The organism is Deinococcus puniceus (assembly GCF_001644565.1).
Taxonomy (GTDB): Bacteria; Deinococcota; Deinococci; order Deinococcales; family Deinococcaceae; genus Deinococcus; species Deinococcus puniceus.
On the sequence record NZ_CP011387.1, the window covers coordinates 1,722,079 to 1,740,038 of the forward strand.

At 64.0% G+C, this 17,960-nt stretch carries 16 protein-coding genes; 11 read left to right on the forward strand and 5 right to left on the reverse strand.

Annotation, left to right across the window (positions count from 1 at the left end; translation table 11 throughout):
- The first annotated feature begins 34 nt into the window (after window positions 1–34).
- Window positions 35–703 carry a glycosyltransferase gene (locus tag SU48_RS07845; protein ID WP_064014765.1) on the forward strand — a complete coding sequence of 223 codons (669 nt, stop codon included), beginning with the start codon at window positions 35–37 and terminating at the stop codon, window positions 701–703.
- Here SU48_RS07845 and SU48_RS07850 read toward each other — a convergent pair.
- On the reverse strand, window positions 669–1,904 hold the full coding sequence (locus SU48_RS07850) for a glycosyltransferase family 4 protein (RefSeq protein WP_082869836.1): 1,236 nt from the start codon (window positions 1,902–1,904) through the stop codon (window positions 669–671). The two genes, SU48_RS07845 and SU48_RS07850, sit on opposite strands and share 35 nt — an antisense overlap.
- 308 nt (window positions 1,905–2,212) lie before the next feature.
- Here SU48_RS07850 and SU48_RS07855 point away from each other — a divergent pair, with 308 nt between their 5' ends.
- Window positions 2,213–3,247 (forward strand): YkoP family protein, encoded by a 1,035-nt coding sequence (locus SU48_RS07855; protein WP_064014766.1) that lies wholly within the window; start codon window positions 2,213–2,215, stop codon window positions 3,245–3,247.
- A gap of 157 nt (window positions 3,248–3,404) precedes the next feature.
- On the opposite strand, the gene SU48_RS07860 is transcribed toward SU48_RS07855, so the two are convergent.
- Window positions 3,405–3,962 carry a hypothetical protein gene (locus SU48_RS07860; RefSeq protein ID WP_064014767.1) on the reverse strand — a complete coding sequence of 186 codons (558 nt, stop codon included), beginning with the start codon at window positions 3,960–3,962 and terminating at the stop codon, window positions 3,405–3,407.
- A gap of 101 nt (window positions 3,963–4,063) precedes the next feature.
- Window positions 4,064–7,018, reverse strand: a complete 2,955-nt coding sequence (locus tag SU48_RS07865) for a sensor histidine kinase (protein ID WP_064014768.1) — start codon at window positions 7,016–7,018, stop codon at window positions 4,064–4,066.
- Window positions 7,019–7,040: 22 nt separating this feature from the next.
- On the opposite strand from SU48_RS07865, the gene SU48_RS07870 reads away from it, so the two are divergent.
- From SU48_RS07870 to SU48_RS07895, 6 genes are all read left to right on the forward strand, one after another.
- Window positions 7,041–7,472, forward strand: a complete 432-nt coding sequence (locus SU48_RS07870) for a bleomycin resistance protein (protein ID WP_064014769.1) — start codon at window positions 7,041–7,043, stop codon at window positions 7,470–7,472.
- 57 nt (window positions 7,473–7,529) lie between these two features.
- On the forward strand, window positions 7,530–8,180 hold the full coding sequence (locus SU48_RS07875; protein WP_064014770.1) for a hypothetical protein: 651 nt from the start codon (window positions 7,530–7,532) through the stop codon (window positions 8,178–8,180).
- Window positions 8,181–8,631: 451 nt separating this feature from the next.
- Window positions 8,632–8,967, forward strand: coding sequence for an ATP-dependent Clp protease adapter ClpS (clpS, locus tag SU48_RS07880; protein ID WP_064014771.1), 336 nt, complete (start codon window positions 8,632–8,634; stop codon window positions 8,965–8,967).
- Window positions 8,964–11,201, forward strand: coding sequence for an AAA family ATPase (locus tag SU48_RS07885; protein ID WP_064014772.1), 2,238 nt, complete (start codon window positions 8,964–8,966; stop codon window positions 11,199–11,201). The genes clpS and SU48_RS07885 overlap by 4 nt, the downstream gene beginning before the upstream one ends.
- A 59-nt stretch (window positions 11,202–11,260) precedes the next feature.
- Window positions 11,261–11,839 carry a GNAT family N-acetyltransferase gene (locus tag SU48_RS07890; RefSeq protein WP_064014773.1) on the forward strand — a complete coding sequence of 193 codons (579 nt, stop codon included), beginning with the start codon at window positions 11,261–11,263 and terminating at the stop codon, window positions 11,837–11,839.
- Window positions 11,823–12,443: a hypothetical protein gene (locus tag SU48_RS07895; RefSeq protein WP_064014774.1), complete on the forward strand. Its 621-nt coding sequence runs from the start codon at window positions 11,823–11,825 to the stop codon at window positions 12,441–12,443. The genes SU48_RS07890 and SU48_RS07895 overlap by 17 nt, the downstream gene beginning before the upstream one ends.
- Window positions 12,444–12,450: 7 nt before the next feature.
- Here the strand turns inward: SU48_RS07895 and SU48_RS14150 are convergent, their stop codons facing one another.
- Both SU48_RS14150 and SU48_RS07905 read right to left on the reverse strand, forming a co-directional pair.
- A complete protein-coding gene (locus SU48_RS14150) occupies window positions 12,451–13,074 on the reverse strand; it encodes a hypothetical protein (RefSeq protein WP_157451121.1) in 624 nt (207 codons plus the stop codon).
- A gap of 121 nt (window positions 13,075–13,195) precedes the next feature.
- Window positions 13,196–14,512 carry a S41 family peptidase gene (locus SU48_RS07905; protein WP_064015936.1) on the reverse strand — a complete coding sequence of 439 codons (1,317 nt, stop codon included), beginning with the start codon at window positions 14,510–14,512 and terminating at the stop codon, window positions 13,196–13,198.
- Between the two features lie 175 nt (window positions 14,513–14,687).
- On the opposite strand from SU48_RS07905, the gene ftsE reads away from it, so the two are divergent.
- The 3 genes from ftsE to SU48_RS07920 are packed head-to-tail and all read left to right on the forward strand — an operon-like array spanning window position 14,688 to window position 17,859.
- On the forward strand, window positions 14,688–15,371 hold the full coding sequence (gene ftsE / locus SU48_RS07910) for a cell division ATP-binding protein FtsE (RefSeq protein ID WP_064014776.1): 684 nt from the start codon (window positions 14,688–14,690) through the stop codon (window positions 15,369–15,371).
- Window positions 15,368–16,231, forward strand: coding sequence for a cell division protein FtsX (locus SU48_RS07915; RefSeq protein ID WP_082869717.1), 864 nt, complete (start codon window positions 15,368–15,370; stop codon window positions 16,229–16,231). Before ftsE ends, SU48_RS07915 begins: the two co-directional genes overlap by 4 nt.
- On the forward strand, window positions 16,231–17,859 hold the full coding sequence (locus SU48_RS07920; protein WP_231881565.1) for a M23 family metallopeptidase: 1,629 nt from the start codon (window positions 16,231–16,233) through the stop codon (window positions 17,857–17,859). Before SU48_RS07915 ends, SU48_RS07920 begins: the two co-directional genes overlap by 1 nt.
- Window positions 17,860–17,960 lie beyond the last annotated feature (101 nt).

Here is a 17,960-nt window from a genome sequence, read left to right on the forward strand (position 1 = left end):
AGATGACCATACGAACACCTGCTAGCCTGTCCGGGTGCCGGAATTCTCGGTTGTTATTCCTGCGCGCAACGAAGCGGTCTATTTGCCGCTCACGTTGCGCGCACTGGAACGTCAGACCCACGCCCCCCATGAAGTGATTGTCGTCGACAACGGCAGCCGGGACGCCACCGCCGAGGTGGCCCGCGCGTGGGGAGCGACGGTGATTCAGTGCCACGAACGCGGCGTGGCCCGTGCCCGCCAAGCTGGGCTGGAAGCCGCGCGGGGCGACTGGGTGGCCTCCACCGACGCCGATTCCCTGCCCGCCCCGCAGTGGCTGGAGCGTCTGAACGCTGCCGCCACAGGCCGGGTGGCCCTCTACGGCCCGATGCGCTTTTCGGGGGTGCGCCGCCCACTGCCCCAGATTTCGGAGGCTGCCTACAACTTGTTTTTGCGGCTGTGCGTGCTGGCCGACAAACCTAATCTGGCCGGGGCAAACATGGCCTACTCGCGCCGCGCTGCGGAGTTGGCGGGCGGGTACCCAGCGGTGGAAGCCTACGAGGATATTTTGCTGGGTCAGGCGTTGGCGCGCTTGGGAACGGTGGCCTACGTGCCGGGCGCACTCGTCGAAACCAGTGCGCGGCGGCTGGAAGGCGGCCTTGTTCCCTTCCTGTGGCGGCACGCGCAAAATATCAGCGGTCATACACGAGGCTACTTCGAGGAGTAACGGCCTCTGAGGGTAGGGCCGCTACGCCGCTCGGCACGCCCAAGGCGCGGGCATACACCTCCAGCACCCGTTCGGCCACCCCACCGGGCGTGGTGGTATGGCCGAATGCGCGTGCGCCTGCCGAGAGCTGTTCCCAGAGTTCCGGACTGCCCAACACGTCGCGGGCGTGCCGCACCAGCGCGTTCACGTCGCCGGGCATGGTCAGGTAGCCGCTGCGCCCGTGTGCCACCCCACTGAGGGTGCCGCGTGCGCCCACCGCCACTACCGGAACGCCCATCAGCTGCGCTTCTTGCAGCACCAGCCCCTGCGTTTCGGTGTCGCTGGCGAACAGGAACAGTTCCGCGAGGCGGTAATACGCGCCGATTTCTGTCCACGGACGGACCCCCAAAAACGTGACGCGCTCCGAGATGCCGAGTTGACGGGCGTGGGCCTCCAAGTGTGCCCGCTCCGGCCCTTCTCCCAAGATGACCAGGTGGGCGTTGTCCAGCTGCGACAGGCTATCGAGTACCAGATCGAAGCGTTTTTCGCGGGCGAGGCGGCCCACACTCAGGATTCGGCGCGTGCCCGCAGGCCAAGGATTGAGGATTGGTGGCGCGGCCTCCAGCCCTCTGGGATCGATGCTGGTGGGAATGACCACCGGATCACGCACGCCCATGTCGCGCATCACGTCCAGCATGCCCGTCGTGGGCACGATCACCGCGTCGGCCCGCCCGTACAGTTGGCCCGACACCCGCGACACCAGTTTGGTCATGCGGTCAAAGGAAGTCAGGCCCGGTACATAGTGCGTGTAGGCCGCCAAATGCGTATGGTAAGTGGCGATGTGCGGCACCTGCCATTTGCGGGCCAGCCGCACCCCTGCCAGCCCCAGCGTGAGCGGCGTGTGCGTATGCACGATGTCGTATTTGCGCTCGAAATCCTTACGGGTGGGCCACGCCAAACGGTAGGTGGGCAAGAACATATAGCGCAGGCTGGAAATCCGGTACACGTCGGCGCGGCTATCCACGTGTTCGGGGAAATCGGGGGCCACCACATCCACATGGTGCCCGCGCGCCCGCAACTCGTCGGACAGCAGGCCCACGCTGGTCACGATGCCGTTCTGATCGGGCAAAAAGGTATCGGTAAATAGGCCGATTCGCAGCGGACGTTCCGTGAAGGCCGCGCCTTCCGGCAGGGCAGCCGCCTGAGCCGCAGCCGGAGTCACGCCCGCCCCCCGCCACTGCGGGCCATGCTCGCCGGAGTCCTCGCCACTCTGCACTGGCCCTTGGAGATAAAGGAAAACTGAAGCATCGTTAGACAGGAGCATACCGTGATCAGCATGAGAGCGTGCTGCCATAAAAATGGCGACCACCGAAAGTCGCATTCAAGCAGGGCGAGTGGCAAAACTGAGGGTGCGCGGAGCTTGCTGACCTTTCGGCGCTTTTTTCGGCGTTGTTCTGAGAAGCCGGGAACCAGAGCCGAGCCGTCCCCGGAAGGGTGCAACCCTCCTGCAATGCCGCTACAGTCAGCGCTATGCCCGCGTTTTCTCCCTCTTGGTTATGGCCTTCTCTCCTGCGTGCAGGCGCGTTCGGTACGCTGCACGGCGGCGCTCCGGGCGAACCCTCTGTGGGCCTGACCGTGCCTGTGGAGTCGGTGGCGGAGTTGGAAACTGCGTTGACGGCGTTAGCAGAAGCCAACATTGGGGCCACGTTGCTGGTTCCGCCAAGACTGGCCCGCACTGTCCCACACCTGTTGCACTCTGCAACGCAAGCCGGACACGAGATCGCCGGAAGTGGGCCGCCGACTGGAATCAGCGGGCTGGAAGCAGCAGGGGGGCAAGTCGTAACCGCGTGGGCACTGGAAGGCGCGGCGCTGACCCGTACACATCTGGCGGCGCTCAGGCACGGGGGCGTGCGTCCTCTCCCCTTTCCGCAGGCGGCGGCGCAACCGGGCCAGACGTTGCGAGTCCTCCCCGCAGAGTTGGCGGCCACCCTGCCCGACTTGAAGGCCCTCGGCTACCGTCCCGCGCCCGTGCGGGCCATTCCCGGCCTGCGCCCTGCCATGCCCCGTGACCTGCTGATTTATCTCTACAGTCGCACCGTCGAAGACCGTTTTGCCCGTGACCATCATGTGATCGACCTTGCCCAACGCGCCGACGCCGTGATGCGCGTGGCCCCGCGCTCCGAGGTGATGCCGCCGCTGCCCTTGCCGCCGCACACGCCCAATGCCGAGCTGCATCTGCACTCGCCGCGCATAGTGGGCATCAGCACCCGCAGCTCTATTGCCGCCTACCGCGCCTACCAACGCAGCCTGAAAGACGTGGCGCACGCCCTGCGAACCCGGCCCGAATTGGCGGATGCTCAGGCCGTGTACGCCGTCACGCTATTTCACGGCCCGCTGGAAAAGAGCGGCTTTGCCCTACTGGACTTGCCGCCCCAGCAAGCGCGGTGGTTCGGCTTAGGCTTCCGCCTGTTGCGGGCAGTGTATGGCACGCCCAAGCCGCCGAGTGAGGGAACGCCGAAAATGGCTTGGATGGAGAGAGAGGCGTTTTTGGCGCGGCATGGGTAGGGTATCTGCCGCAATTAAACTAAGCATTATGTTTTAGTTTTTATAGTGTTTAGGTGTTACGCAATTAATTAAAACCCTCTGCATTAGAAACGCCAGAGGTATTTTTGAGACTCATTTAATCACCATTCTTGTAAAAAAACGAGAATGCGGGTTGACATCACATTGGTACTGTGTACCATAATCCGCTCCACAAATTGATATGAAGCCTCAAAACTTTGTGAATCTCTCCCTCAGATTCCTCAAATTCGATACTCGTCCAATATCGGAATCTCAATCCGCCGCGTTTTGGGTCGGGAAACTTTTCTTGCAGCCAGCAGATAAAGCTAGAATCAACGATTTTGAAGAATTTATCAGTTAGGAAAAGCTTAGGAAAAACCCCACCACTCATGTACTCTAAAATGCCTAGCACACAATTTTCAGCATTCTCCTTTATAATACTTTCCCTAAACTCCTTTTGGTCAAATATTTTGTTGGATAGTTGACTTGTTTCTCGAAATACAGACGACACATGAATGGTCTGATCTTCAAAGTATCCAGCGATTAGAACGCTGTCATGGAATCTATAAATGCCACCAACCAAATGAGGCAGGTGGTAGCGCGCCCAATCCTTAAAATCATCGCCAACCACGCTATATTCTTGCTCCTGAAAAACGAAGATATGATTTTCCTTTGTGTGGTATTTTGAATACAGAATTCCTTTATATAAATTCTTCATGTAAAATACAACCTCACAATTTATCCTTTCCTGAATAAGAATCTAGAAACCGCATACAATTATGATTGTCCTCAAGCCCAGCCGAAAATTTTGCGTTTCGCTTACCCCGGCAACGTAAACACCAGCGTCGTCCCTTGCCCCGGTACGCTCTCCACATCCAGTTCACCGCCTGCCAACGCCACCCGTTCGCGTAGCCCGATGAGGCCCAAGTGTCCGGCCTGAGCGCGGGCCTGCGCCTGATCTGGCGTGAAGCCTTGCCCATCGTCGGTAATGGCAACCCTCACCCCTTCAGGCGTGTACTGCACGCGAATGGCGGCACTCAGGGCGCGGGCGTGCTTGTCGACGTTGTTCAGGGCTTCTTGGGCCAGCCGGAACACGGTCAGTTCGATGGTGGGCGGCAGGCGGCGGTCTTGCCCCGCGACTTCCAGGCGGGTATCGGTGACGGCTTGGGTCGCCAGCCATTCCAGTGCAGGCAGCAGCCCGAGGTCGTCCAGCACGCTAGGGCGCAGGTTGCGGGCAAAGCGGCGCACGCTTTCTATGGCGTTGTCGAGGTCGGCGCGAATATCGTCGGCGCGGGCGCGTTGCTCTCCGGTCAGGTCGCGGGCGAGGCGGGCCACGCGGCGGGTCGTGGCCGTCAGAACTTGCGCCGTATCGTCGTGCAGTTCGCGGCTGATGCGGCGGCGTTCTTCCTCCTGCGCCTGCGTGAACAGTGTCAGGTAGGTGCGGAGTTCGCTTTGACGGCTGGTGGCGGCTTCCAGCGCCTGCCCCCGCCGGGTAATCTCGTCGGCCAGCGTCTGCAACTCGCTGAGGTCGCGGGCCACCATCAGGACAGAGGGCGCGGCGGCAGGCTGACCGGGCGTTCGCACGGCACTCAGACGCACTTCCAGCCGAATCGGATGATCGGTGCCGCCTACCTCGATTTCGGCGCGGCCCCCCACAGCACGCACGCGGGCGGCGTCCAGCGCGGCGTGCAAGGCGGGGCGGGTGGCGGGGGTCGCCAACATCAGCAGCGGTTGCCCGGTCAGTGGCCCCAGCAGCGGCCCCAACAGCGCAGTGCTGGCGGGGTTGGCATAGGTAATCACGCCGCCCTCATCGGCAGACAGGATCAGGTCGTGTGCGCCCTCCGCGAGTTGACGATACCGGGCTTCCTCGCGGGCCAGTGCCGACAGCAATCGCTCGCGGGTGAGGGTGAGGGCAATCTGGTCGGCCACGCTGCGGGCGAGTTGCAGCACCCGGTCACTGGGCGGGTCGGTGCCGGGGTCGTCAGCGTACAGGAAACCTAGCACGTCGTCTCCACTCCTCAGGGGCACGATCAGGGCGCTCCCGGCCACTGGCAGGGCGTATTTGCGGGTCAGCGGGCGCGGCCCCCGGCCCAATTGCGCGGTCAGGCCCGCCAAATCTGCGTCGTTGGGCGAGTGCAGGTTGAAGGCGGCGCAGCGGCTGATGCTTCCGGCCTCGCTGGTCAGGGCGATCAGGCCGCGTGTGGCATTCATCGCCAGCACCGACAGGCGCACCGCTTCGGTCAGGGCCGCGTCCGATTGGTCTTCGGCCAGCAAGCGGCCTACGTTCAGCAGCACGGCGGCTTCGCGCTCGCGGCGCAGTTCTTCCTCGTACAGGCGGGCGTTGGCAATGGCGAGGCTGGCCTGCGCGGCAAACACCTCGGCCAGCGCCAGATCGTCGGCGTCCAGCGGCAACGGTTCGCGGAAATACAGCGTGAGAGCGCCGAAAATGCCCGCCCCCGTTTGCAGCGGCAAACCCACCACGCCCCGAAACGGGTACGCGCCCTGCGCCAAGAGTTGCCGGGTGTAGCGGCTGCCTCCGCCGAGGCCACCGGTAATCGCGCCCTCGCTTTGGGGATCGGCGTGGTCACGGGGCAAGTCGCGGGCGGCCACCATCGCGCGGCGCTCTACCGCTCCGCCCGTGACGCCCGCCCCCACTTTGGCCCTCACCCGCAACACGTATTCGCTGGGCAGGCCCACAGCATTACGGATAATCAGCGTTCGTCCATCGGGCAACAGTTCCGACACGCCCGCAGCGTCGGCGCGGAACAGGGTCACAGCCCGCTCCAGCAGTTGCGCCAGAGTGTCGGCCAGATGCAGGCTGCCCGCCAATGCCGCGCCCGCTTCACGCAGGGCCTCAGCGGCTTCGCGCTTGCGGGTTTCTATGCCGTACAGGCGGGCATTGTCTATGGCGAGGCTGGCTTGCTCAGCCAGCGCCAGCACCAATCGGGCGTCGTCTTCGCTGGCACTGGCTCCCGGCGTGCGGCTGTCTACATACAAGAGTCCCAAGGGCCGCCCCCGCGCCGTCAGGGGGGCAATCACCGCCGCCACCGGGTTCAGTTCGGCCAGCCCTGCGGCGAGGGGTGTGCCCGCATCCCGCCCGCGCTCGAAGCGGATGGCCTCGCCGCGCTGCACCAGCCGCTCAAAGCTGACCGGGCCGACGCCGATGCCGCCCGAAAACTCGCCCTCGAACCCGTGCGTAAAAATCTCTCCGGTGCGTGCGCCCGCTTCCCCAAATTCGCTGAACAGGCCCACGAAGGCCCGCCCGAACCCAAGGGCCAACGCCGCGCTGCGGGCCGTGACGGTCAGGACTTCCGGCAAATCGAGGCTTCCGCCGAGACTGCGAACCAACCCTTCCACCGTTTCGGCCACGCGCCCTCGCCCGCGCCGAGCTTCCCGTGCCTGCACGCCCTCCAGCGCCAGTGCCAGCAACGGCGTCAGCCCCAGCAAACTCTCCACGCCCGCCGGGTCAGCGCCCACGAATTCCAGCACCCCCGCGCCAAAGGGCAGGCAGGCCAACATGCCTTCTTCCAGCACCACGCCCGCTGCCAAAGCCCGCGCTGCAAGGGTTCCGTCGCTGAGGGCCAGCCCGCGCCCCTCCTCGGCCACAGGCACCAGCGAGCCGCCCGACACCGCCCACACCCGCACGCCGTGTGCCCGCACCGTGCGGCAGGCGTACTCGGCCAGCGCCGCGCCGTAAGTTTGCACGTCCAGCGCGGCACTGAGGCTGGGCGGAAAGGCAGGCAGCGGGTGAGAAGACGGCGGGGCAACAGTCATGATTGGGCCTAGTTTAGGACGCATGACCAGTCAAACCATCGTGCCTGAGTTATATGTGTCTGACCTGACCCGCAGCTTGGCGTTTTATACCTATGTCATCGGCTTTGGCGTGCGCTACACCCGCCCAGTGGAACGCTTTGTATACCTCGAATTGGGCGGGGCAGAATTGATGCTAGAGCAGCCCACCCTGCCAGAACGCACTTTTTTAGCGGGCGAATTGGTCTTTCCGTATGGCCGGGGCATCAATTTATCGGTGCCTGTGCCAGATGTAGACGCCGTATATGGGCGGGTCAAGCAGGCCAACGCCTCCATTTTGCTGCCCATAGAGGAACGCTGGTATCGACAGGACGGCCAAGAAGCGGGCAACCGTCAATTCGTGGTGGCTGATCCAGACGGCTACCTGTTACGGATAGTGCAGAGCCTCGGCCAGCGCCCCATTTTTGCCTCAGGCTGAACTCCTCCTGAGTGCGTCCTCATCTGTTCATGAGAAAGGCGGGGTAGGATTTCTCATATGTTTGACCGAGATGACCGTCATTTTCCCGTAAAACGCCTCCTGCTGCTGGGCGCACTGATTGGCGCGGGCGCGTACTACCTGAGTCGCGAACAGAACCGCAAGGCACTGGATCAGAAACTGGCCGACTTGGGCCTGAAAGACACCGTGCATGACATGGGCGACAGCGTGGCCAAAGGCTGGGAGAAGACCAAAGACGCCGCCCAGCACGCAGGCGACGTGATTGCCGATAAAGCTGGCGATGTGAAGGATGCTGCCGCTGGTGGTGCTGACGCTGCCGCAGCCAAAGCCAAAGAAGTGGCAGGCGACGTGAAAGCCGCCGTGACTGGAGCCGCCGATAAGGCCAAAGACGCCGCTGCTGACGTGGCTGCCGACGCCAACGATAAGGCCGGTGACGTGAAGGCCGACATGCAAAAAGAAGGCCGAAAGGCCGCTGATGCTATGCAGGACAAGGCGCAAGACGTGAAAGCCGACGCGGGCAAAGCGGTGGACGCTGCCAAAGACAAAGCGCAGGACGTGGCCGCAGGCGCTCAGAAGGCCGCAGACAACGCCCAGAACAAAGCCGCCGATGTGGCCGCCGACGCCAAAGCCAAAGCGAACGAAGTCAAGGCCGATGTGAAAGGCGCTGTGCAGGACGCTAAGAAGAGCTAATCACCCAGCACTTCGGTTGGATATCCCCTCTGCTCCGTAGGTGAGTGGAGGGGGTTCTTGTTTTGTGGGTGGCGTTTGGAAGGGCAATCGCTAAAGCTCACTCACCCCCTCCCCAGCCCTCCCCCCTCAAGGGGGCGGGAGCAAAACCACCACACCGCCACCCCAGATCGTCCCCGCCCAAATGCGTGTGAGGCCGTCGTCCACGCAGTGGGCGGGCCAATTCCATTTCAGAGGAAACTGGCAACTCCGCTTCAGATGAACGATGGGGCCGAGTCGGAACGCGACAAGATCACTCCTGCCTAGTGCAACGACAACTCCCCGCCCCCAAAGGGGTCAGGGGAGTGGGGGAAAACGTGGGAGCAACGTCAAATCCCATGACCCACAGCCTCGACAGCCACACACCGTAACCCCTGCCCCGCCCCTTTCCGGCCAACTTCGCTACACTGCGCCCATGACGCGCCGGAACACTCCAGACAGCGGCACGCAAACGCTAGACCGCACGACAACGCAGCGCCCGCGCCTTTACCGGGTCTTGCTCATCAATGACGATTACACCCCGATGGATTTCGTGGTGATGGTGCTGGAACGCTATTTCCGCAAGGGCGAGCAGGAAGCGGAATTGGTCATGCTGGCCGTGCATCACAAAGGGCGCGGCGTAGCGGGCGTGTATACCCGCGAGGTGGCCGAAACGAAGGTGGCGCAGGTGACGGCCCACGCGCGGCAGGACGGCTATCCGCTGATGCTGGTGGCCGAACCAGAGGGCCAAGATTCAGGAGGACAGCCATGATCGGAGATCAGTTGCAGGTAACGATTGGCCGCGCCGCCGACTATGCGCGGGAAGCTGGACACGAATACGTGACGCTGGAGCATTTGCTGCTGGCCCTGACCCATGACCCCGAAGGCCGCGAAGCACTGCTGGCGTTGGGCGCGAATGTGGACAGCTTGCGCGACAGGTTGCAACAGACGCTGGACACCTTTGAAGTGCTGCCCGCCGACGAATTAGACCCTGATGACAGCCCCGATTTCACCCTAGCCGTCCACCGCGTCGTGCAGGGCGCGGTGCTGCAACTGCACGCCAGCGGCAAAGGCAAGGAGGCCGCCGACGGAGCGCGGGTGCTGGTGGAACTCTTGGAAGAAGAAGACTCGCCCGCCCGCGCCGCGCTGGAGGCTCAGGGGATTACGCGGCTGGATATGCTGGGGTACGTGTCGCACGGCACGGCAAAGGTGGCGGGCCGAAGCCGCGAACGCCTGACTGCTGGCATAGATGGCCCCGCAGAAGCGCCAGCTGAAGACGCGCCCGTAGACCCACTCGAAGCCTTCACTACCGACCTCACTGCACAGGCCCGCGCCGGAGAATTTGACCCGGTGATAGGGCGCGACGCCGAATTGACGCGGGTGGTGCATGTGCTGGCGCGGCGCGGCAAAAACAATCCGGTGTTGGTGGGCGAACCCGGCGTGGGCAAAACGGCGCTGGCCGAAGGCTTGGCCCAGCGGATCGCAGATGGCAAAGCGCCCGGATTCCTGCGCGGCGCATCGGTGTACGCGCTGGATTTGGGGGCGCTGCTGGCAGGCACGCGCTACCGGGGGGACTTCGAGCAGCGGCTAAAGGGCGTGCTGGCCGCACTGGACGGTCAGAACGCGGTGCTATTTGTAGACGAACTGCATACGGTGGTGGGGGCCGGAGCCACCGAGGGCGGCAGCATGGACGCCGCCAACCTCCTCAAACCCGCACTGGCACGCGGCAAACTGCGGCTGATGGGGGCCACCACGCCCGCCGAACTGCGTCACCTCGAAAAAGATCGGGCACTGTGGCGGCGCTTTCAACCGGTAGATGTGCCGGAGCCGTCCGAGGCCGACGCCATCGCCATTTTGCGGGGCCTCGCTCCCAAGTACGCCGCCCACCACAAAGTCACCTATTCCGATGCTGGCCTAGACGCCGCTGTGCGCCTGAGTGCGCGACACTTGCGTGACCGCTTCCTGCCCGACAAGGCCATAGACGTGATTGATGAGGCGGGCGCGGCGCGGTCTTCTGTCGGCACTGGTGGCGAGATTGCCGAAGCCGACATAGAGGCGACGGTGGCGCGAATGGCCCGCGTGCCAGTGGGCGCGGTGAAGGCCGAAGAAATCCAGTCGTTGGCGACGCTGGAAGCCGATTTGGGCAAGCGGGTGCTGGGGCAAGCAGCGGCGGTAACGGCTGTGGCCAGCGCCGTCAAACTGGCCCGCGCTGGCCTGCGCGATCCGCAGAAGCCTCAGGCGGCGTTTCTGTTTGCTGGCCCCACCGGAGTCGGCAAAACCGAACTGGCCCGCGCCCTCGCGGAGCGCCTCGGCGTGCATCTGGCCCGTTTCGACATGAGCGAGTATCAGGAAGCGCATACCGTGGCCCGCCTGATCGGTGCGCCTCCCGGCTACGTGGGCTTCGATCAGGGCGGCCTGCTGACCGATGCCGTCGCCAAAAATCCGAACGCGGTGGTGTTGCTGGACGAAATCGAGAAGGCGCACCCCGACATCTACAACCTGTTCCTGCAATTGATGGATCACGGCACGCTGACCGACCACACGGGCAAAAAGGTGGACGGGCGCGGCCTGCTGGTGATCTTTACGACCAATGCCGGAGCCGCCGACGCCAGCCGTCCGGGGTTGGGATTCTCGCAAGTGTCCCGCACGGGCGAGAGTGCCGAGGCCGTGAAGCGCACCTTCAGCCCCGAATTCCGTAACCGCCTTGACGCCGTGCTACACTTTTCGCCGCTGGCCCCCGAAATTATGGCGGGCGTGGTGGACAAGTTCCTGCGCGAGCTGACCGCACAACTGCTGGAGCGGAACGTGGCCCTGACCGTCACGCCCGCCGCCCGCGCCTTGCTAGCAAAACAGGGGTACGACCCGCAGATGGGCGCACGCCCGCTGGCCCGCGTGATCGAGCAGAAGCTGAAGCGCCCGCTGGCCGACGAACTGTTGTTTGGACGCTTGAAAGGCGGCGGCAAGGTGACGGTGGGGGCAAGTGGCGAGACGCTGACCTTCAAGTGACGTAAGCATGATTGCTTGCCCGCTGTTGCTGTGGCCCGCACTTCTGCAATGATGCGCCCATGACTTTGCTGCCCACCAATTCAGAACAAGTATCCATTCGGGGCCGCCGCCCCCGCGACCTGCCCACGCTGCGGCGCTGGCTGACCGACCCGCAGGCGCAGTGGCGCGAGTGGGACGCGCCGTATTTTCACGCGGTCAGTACGACGGAAACGATGAATGCCTACGTAGACCAATTGGCGGTCACTCCGCCCCGTCCCGATGAGCGCGTGATTGACGTGGGCGGCGTGTGCATCGGCATGGTCAACCGCTCCGAGGAAGCTCCGGCGGGCGGCGGCTGGTGGGATTTGGGCATTCTGGTGTACGACCCGGCGCACTGGGGGCGCGGCGTAGGCACGCGGGCGCTGGGGCTATGGGTCACGGCCACCTTCGAGGAAACCAACGCCCATGTCGTCACGTTTACCACATGGAGCGGCAACGAGCGCATGATCCGGGCGGCCCTGCGCTTAGGTTTCCGGGAAGCAGGCCGGGTGCGGGAAGCGCGTGTAGTCGGGGGCCAACGCTACGACAGCGTGCGGCTGGACATGCTGTGCTCTGATTGGGAGAGGGCAAACCGGGAACGACATGAGCGCCAAGCCTGAAAAAGTACCCCTGAACCCCGCCGGATTCTTGGCGACCCAAGACCTGAAGGAGCGCGGTTGGACGGCGGCCCTGATCGCCAAATTTTTGGGCACGCACGACGGCACGCGGCCCAACGGCCTGAAAATGGGCCGCCGCAAACTCCCCCCGGTAAAGCTGTATGCCGAAGCGAGGGTAGAGGAAGCCGAGCGCGACGAGAACTTTTTGATCGGTCAAGCCCGCGCCGCCGACGCCCGCGAACGGGCCGAAAAAGCCAAGGCTGCCCGAACGCAAGCCCGCGCCGCGCTGTTGGAAGCCGCCGCCAGCAGTTACCGCCCCACCATTCACCCCGAACCGCTGAGAAAGGGCGCGGTGAAGAAGGCCCGCGAGCCGTATCTGCCCAAACTGGAAGAACTTCAGGCCCGCTTAGAGGCTGAGATCGGCAAGGTCAGTGCTGCGGAATCGGCCACACTTGCTGGCCTGCTGCGGGCAAGATTAGATACTGCTTTGGCCGCCGCCTACGACTGGTATCCCGACCCAGCCGCCAAGAAGCCTGAGCCGGAAGCCAAGTCGGGCAAAGCTGGGAAAGCCAAAGCGAGCGACTGGCGCAAGTGGGACTGGGATTGAGCCTGTTTCAGTTGCCCAACGTGGCCGTGACCGTGAAATTGACCGGGTCAAGCACCACACGGGGCCAAGGATTGGCAGTTCTGGCGGCCCGGATTTCGATGGTCACAGGAGAGGTCAGGTCGAAGCGTTGCGGCGTGACCAGCCCGCGCACCAGCAGCGGCTGAGGCGGCTTGCCCGCCTGCGTCATGGTCACGGTCACGGCATTGACCTCCTCGGTCAAGACGTCTGGCACGCCCTGAACCGGATCGGCAGTCAACAGGCCGGGCTCCGGCATCCGCACCCGCAAGTCGGCGTAATAGGACAGCAGCAAGGCTTCGTCGGCAAAGGTTTGAAGGGCGTCGGTCAGGCTCGCGGCCCGCACGGTCACTGTCTGGCCGTCATACACGATCTTCAGGGCTGGACAGTCCAGCGTGTAGCCACCCCCTCGCCCACCTCCTGAGCCGTCTGCTGCGCCCCAGATCAAAAATCCCCCATCGCCCACACGGGGCTGGGCCGCGCAGATGGTGGCCGAATCGACGGAAGACAGCAGATCGGGGGTCTCCTGAAGCCGCGCTGCGGGAGCGCAGGCCGACAGAACCTGTAAAACGAGTGGGAGCAGGACAAGGCGAACGACTCCAAAACGGTGGGTCATGGGTGGGCCTCCTGCATCAGATCGTACCCGCCGCCGACGCCGTTGACCAGAGACTTCAGGCAAAGAAAAAATCAGTGGGCCAGAAGCCGAAGCCCCAGCCCACCGACTCTCCGCAGAGGGTCTACTTCAGCAGTTCCAGCGCCTTCTTCACTTGGGCGTCGGCCACGATGTCCACGCTGGCCTCTCCCTGCACGGTGCTGCGGGTGGGGCGCTTGACCTCGCCCGTGTAGGTAAACTTGCCGTCTTTGTCGGCGGTCACGGTCACAGGCTTGCCCGCCACCGTCAGGGTCAGTTTGCTACCTGCCGCGATGCCGCCGCCGCTGAAGTTCAGGGGGGTGACGTAGCGGGTGTCCTTGACGATCACGTCGGGCGTGATGCCTTTCTTGTGAATCTCACGGCCACGCGGCGTCAACCACGCGCTGTTCACGATAGCGACTTTGCCGCCGTCAACGGTGGTGATCGGAATCTGGGCCACGCCCTTGCCGAAGGTCTGCTCGCCCACGATGGTGGCGCGTTTTTCGTCCTGCAATGCGCCGCTGACCACTTCGCTGGCGCTGGCGCTGTTCTTGTTGACCAGCACGATCAATTTGCCTGTGTAGTCGGAGTTGCGCTTGGCGGCTTTGCCATACACGGTGGTTTTGCCGTTGCGCTCGCGCAGGCTCACGATGTTGCCCGTCTGCAGGAACTGGTCGGCCACGTCTACGCCCGCACTCAGCAGGCCGCCGCCGTTGTCCCGCAAATCGAGGATCAACTTGGTCACGTTCTTCTTCTTCATGTTGGCCACAGCGGCCCGGAACTGCTCGCTGGCTTTCTCGTTGTAAAAAGTGTTCAGGGCGATATAACCGACGTTGCCGGGCAACATGGTTTCTTCCACGCTGACGATCACGACGGGCTGGCGCTCCATCTTCACGTTGTAAGTCTTGCCGTCGCGGGCAAAGGTCACGTTGACGAAGGTTCCCTTGGTGCCGCGTACCAGCCGCACAATTTCATCGAGCTTGCTGGTCAGCACGTCCTTGTCACCGATCTTGACGAACACATCACCGATCTGGACGCCGTTGGCTGCCGCCGCGCCATTCTTGTACACGTTGTCGATTTTGCCGCCCGTGCCGTCAGCGTTGGCGGCCACCAGCGTCACACCGATGCCGTAGAATTCGCCGCTCAGGTTCTGCTGGTCTACGACGTTGTTGGCGGGTTCGCTGTAGTAGGTGAATTCGTCGTTGAGGCTGCCGAGTGCGCCGTTGATCGCGCCGCGCAGGAGCTTTTCTTGGTCTACCGGGTACAGGTAATACTGGTTCAGGTCGCCGATGACCTGAAGGAGCGTCTTGCCCGTGGCCGTTTTAGTGAGGTCGGATTGCGTATAGCCGCCCAGTTGCGCGTAGGCAACGGCGGCAGTGGCAGCGAGCGTTCCGGCCACGATGGTCAAGCGTTTTGCATTCACAGGCTCAGGATAGTGCGTGCGGGTGAAGGGCATTTGAGGCCGAAGTTACCAGCTGACGCGCCTTCATGAGTTTGAATTCACGGTTAAGTGAAGAGGGTGGGCTATGCTGCTGCGCGAGCATGACTTCATTCTTCCTCTTAACGCTGCCCAGCATCCTTGTTGCCGGGGAACGCGCATGATCGATTTCAAACACGTCACCCTTGAGTACCCCGTGACCCGCACGCTGGCCCTCGACGACGTGAGTTTGCATGTCGGCAAAGGCGAATTCGTGTATCTGGTGGGCCATTCCGGGGCCGGAAAGAGCAGTTTTATGAATCTGGTGCTGAAACGGGCGCTGCCCAGCAAAGGAGAAGTGCGTGTGGCAGGCGAGGCGCTGGCCCGCTACCGGGGAGGCCGCACGGCCCTCCTGCGCCGCCGCATGGGTACCGTGTTTCAGGAAAACCTGTTGCTGCCGCACCTGAACGCCTACGACAACGTGGCCTTCGCCCTGCGCGTGACCGGGGTGGCGCAGCGGGAATGGCCTGCACGGGTCACGACGGCGCTGCGGACAGTGGGACTGGAACACAAAAAGTACGCGCTGCCGCTGCAACTGTCTCAAGGCGAGCAACAGCGGGTGGCGATTGCCCGCGCCATCGTGTCCGATCCGCCGCTGCTGCTGGCCGACGAACCCACCGGAAACCTAGACCCCGACAACAGCCGGGAGGTACTGAAGGTGCTGCAAAACGTGAACTTGCGGGGCACGACGGTGGTGGTGGCGACCCACGCCCGCGACCTCGTGGAAACCTTCCGGCACCGCACCCTGACGCTACGGAAGGGCAAGCTGGTACGCGACGATCCCTACGGCGGGTACGCGCTGTGAGCTACCACTTCCGGCAAGCTCTCGTCGCCATGCGCGGCAACTTTACCGCCACCCTCGCCACCCTCATGACCATGACCCTGACCCTGCTGATGCTGGGCTTCGTGCTGCTGCTGACGCTGAACGTGAACCGCACACTGGAACAGCTGGAATCTCAGGTGGAGGTGGCGGCCTTCTTGAACACGGGCACCGACGGCGCGGCGTTGCTGCGGCAGGTGCAAGGCTTTCCGCAGGTGCGCGAGGCCCGCTTGGTCAGCAGTGAACAGGTGCTGGAGGAAATGACGCGCGACTCTCCGTATGCCCGCGACGCCGTGGCACTGGTGGGCAATCCCTTTCCGACCACCCTGCGGATGCGGGTAGGGCGCGTAGAAGATTCGCGGGTGGTGGCCTCTGCCGTAGCGCGGTTACCGGGCGTGCAGGACGTGGAATACGGCGCGGGTTACGTCGACCCCACCGTGCGGGCGCTGACCGCCATTCGGGCCGCCGGATACGGGCTGGTGGGTCTGCTGCTGCTGGGCACGCTGTTTAACATTTTGAATGCCGTGCGCGTCGCCATGTATGCCCGCCGCAACGAAATCAGTGTGATGCGCCTGCTGGGGGCCACACGCGGCTTTATCCGCATGCCGCACGTGATCGAGGGCGTGCTGCTGGGGGTGCTGGCCGGAGCGGTGGCGCTGGCAATACTCACGCCCGCTTACTTCGGGTTGGCCCGCCGCGTGCAACTGCTGGCCCCCGTGTTCCCGGTGGTGACTGACCCCGCCACCCTGACCCCGATTCTGGGGGGTGTGGCGCTGCTGGGCATCACGATTGGCCTGCTGGGCAGCCTGTTCGCCTCTCGCCGCTACTTGCAGGAGCTGGAATAGTGCGGCTGAGTCACTGGGCACTGAGACGACGCGCAACGTTGGTGCTGATTTCGGCGGCGCTGCTGGCGGGGGCGCAGACCACCTCCGAACGGCTGGAGCAGTTGCAGCGCGACCTTCAGCAGCAGCGGCGACTGAACGCGGATCAGGCGCGGGAGCTGGAGCGGGTGCGGAACACCATTCAGAACCTGACCGCGCAGCAAAAGGCCACCCTGACCCGCCTAGACGGACTGGGCCGCAACGTGACGCAACTGGTGAACGAGGTGGCGACGCTGGCCGCCCGCACCCGCTTGGCCGAACAACTGCTGGCCGATACCACCGCCGCCAAAGCCCGCACCGAAACGCGGGTGTCTCGCCTGCAAGAAGACGTGCGCCAGATTCTGAATACCCTTTACCGCGAGCGCAGCGGGCGCTACCTGCAATTGCTCTCTCAGTCCCGCAGCCTGTCTGACCTGCTGATTCGGCTGAACTACAACAACATGGCGGGCAAATACAACGTGCAGATCATAGAAACGCTGCGTTCCGAGGCGGCTGCTCTGAAGCAGCAGGAGGCGCAGCAGGCCCAGCAGACCGCCGCCCTGAAAGACTTGCAGACCCAGCGGGCCGAGGTCTTGGCGAACCTGAAAGACCGCCGCCAAGAGCAGCAGACCTTACTGGCGAGCCTTCAGAAATCGGAGCAGGGGCAACGCACCATTGCTGCCCAGACTCAGGCCGAGCAGGCCCTGACCGGGCGCACCATAGACAATCTGGTGGGTGCGGTGGTGCAGGAACGCGCCCGCATAGAGGCCGAACGCCAGCGCCGACTGGAAGAAGAACGCCAGCGCCGCTTGGCCGAGTTGCGCCGGATTCGGGAAGCGCAGGAACGCGCCCGCAGAGAGGCTGCGCGCTTGGCTGCCGTGCGTGCAGCACAGGAACGCGCCGCCCGAATTGAGGCCGCGCGGGTAGAAGCAGCCCGGATCGAAGCGGCCAGAGTGGAAGCCGCCCGGATTCAGGCCGCACGGGCGGAAGCGGCCCGCGTTCAGTCGGCCCAGCGTCAGGCCGCCCAAGAAAAACTGGCCCGTGAGCAGCAGCAACGCGCCCAAGCCGAACGCGAACGCCTTGTGCGGGAGCAGGAAGCCCGAGCGCTAGCCCAGCGCAGCGCTGCCGCTGCCCAAACCACCCGCCGCGCCGCCGTGCAGCAGGAGCAGGAGCAGTTGGCCCAGCAGCGTCAGGAGGCCGAGGCCGCGCAGGAACGGGTGGAGCAGGAGCTTGCGCCGCTGCCGCCTGCCAGTGGCCCCGCCGGGTTCCCGTTGCCGGGCGGCCAAGTTTCGCAGGGGTACGGAGCGAACGGGGCGCAGTGGGTGGTACTCAGTGCGCCGGGAGGCACGCAGGCCGCCGCTACCGCTGCAGGCAACGTCATTGCCGCCACCTATTACAACAGTCTGGGCTGGGTCATTCTGGTCGATCACGGCCCCACCGTCAGCGCCTACTTTGGCTTGCAAGACCCGCAAGTCAGTGTGGGCAACCGCGTGGCTCAGGGCACGCCGCTGGGGGCCATCGGCGGCAGCCCCATCTTCGGCCCAGACCGCATGGCGTTTCAGCTGAACCGGGTAAATGGGGCGACAAGGCAGCCCGTGAATCCGGGGTTCTAGAGTAGTCCAGCACTTGACCCGTCCGCCCCTTGCCCCATCTGCCCCGGTCTGATACTCTTCCTCGGTGCGCTCCCGGTTGGCTGCTGACGGGCGTATGAACC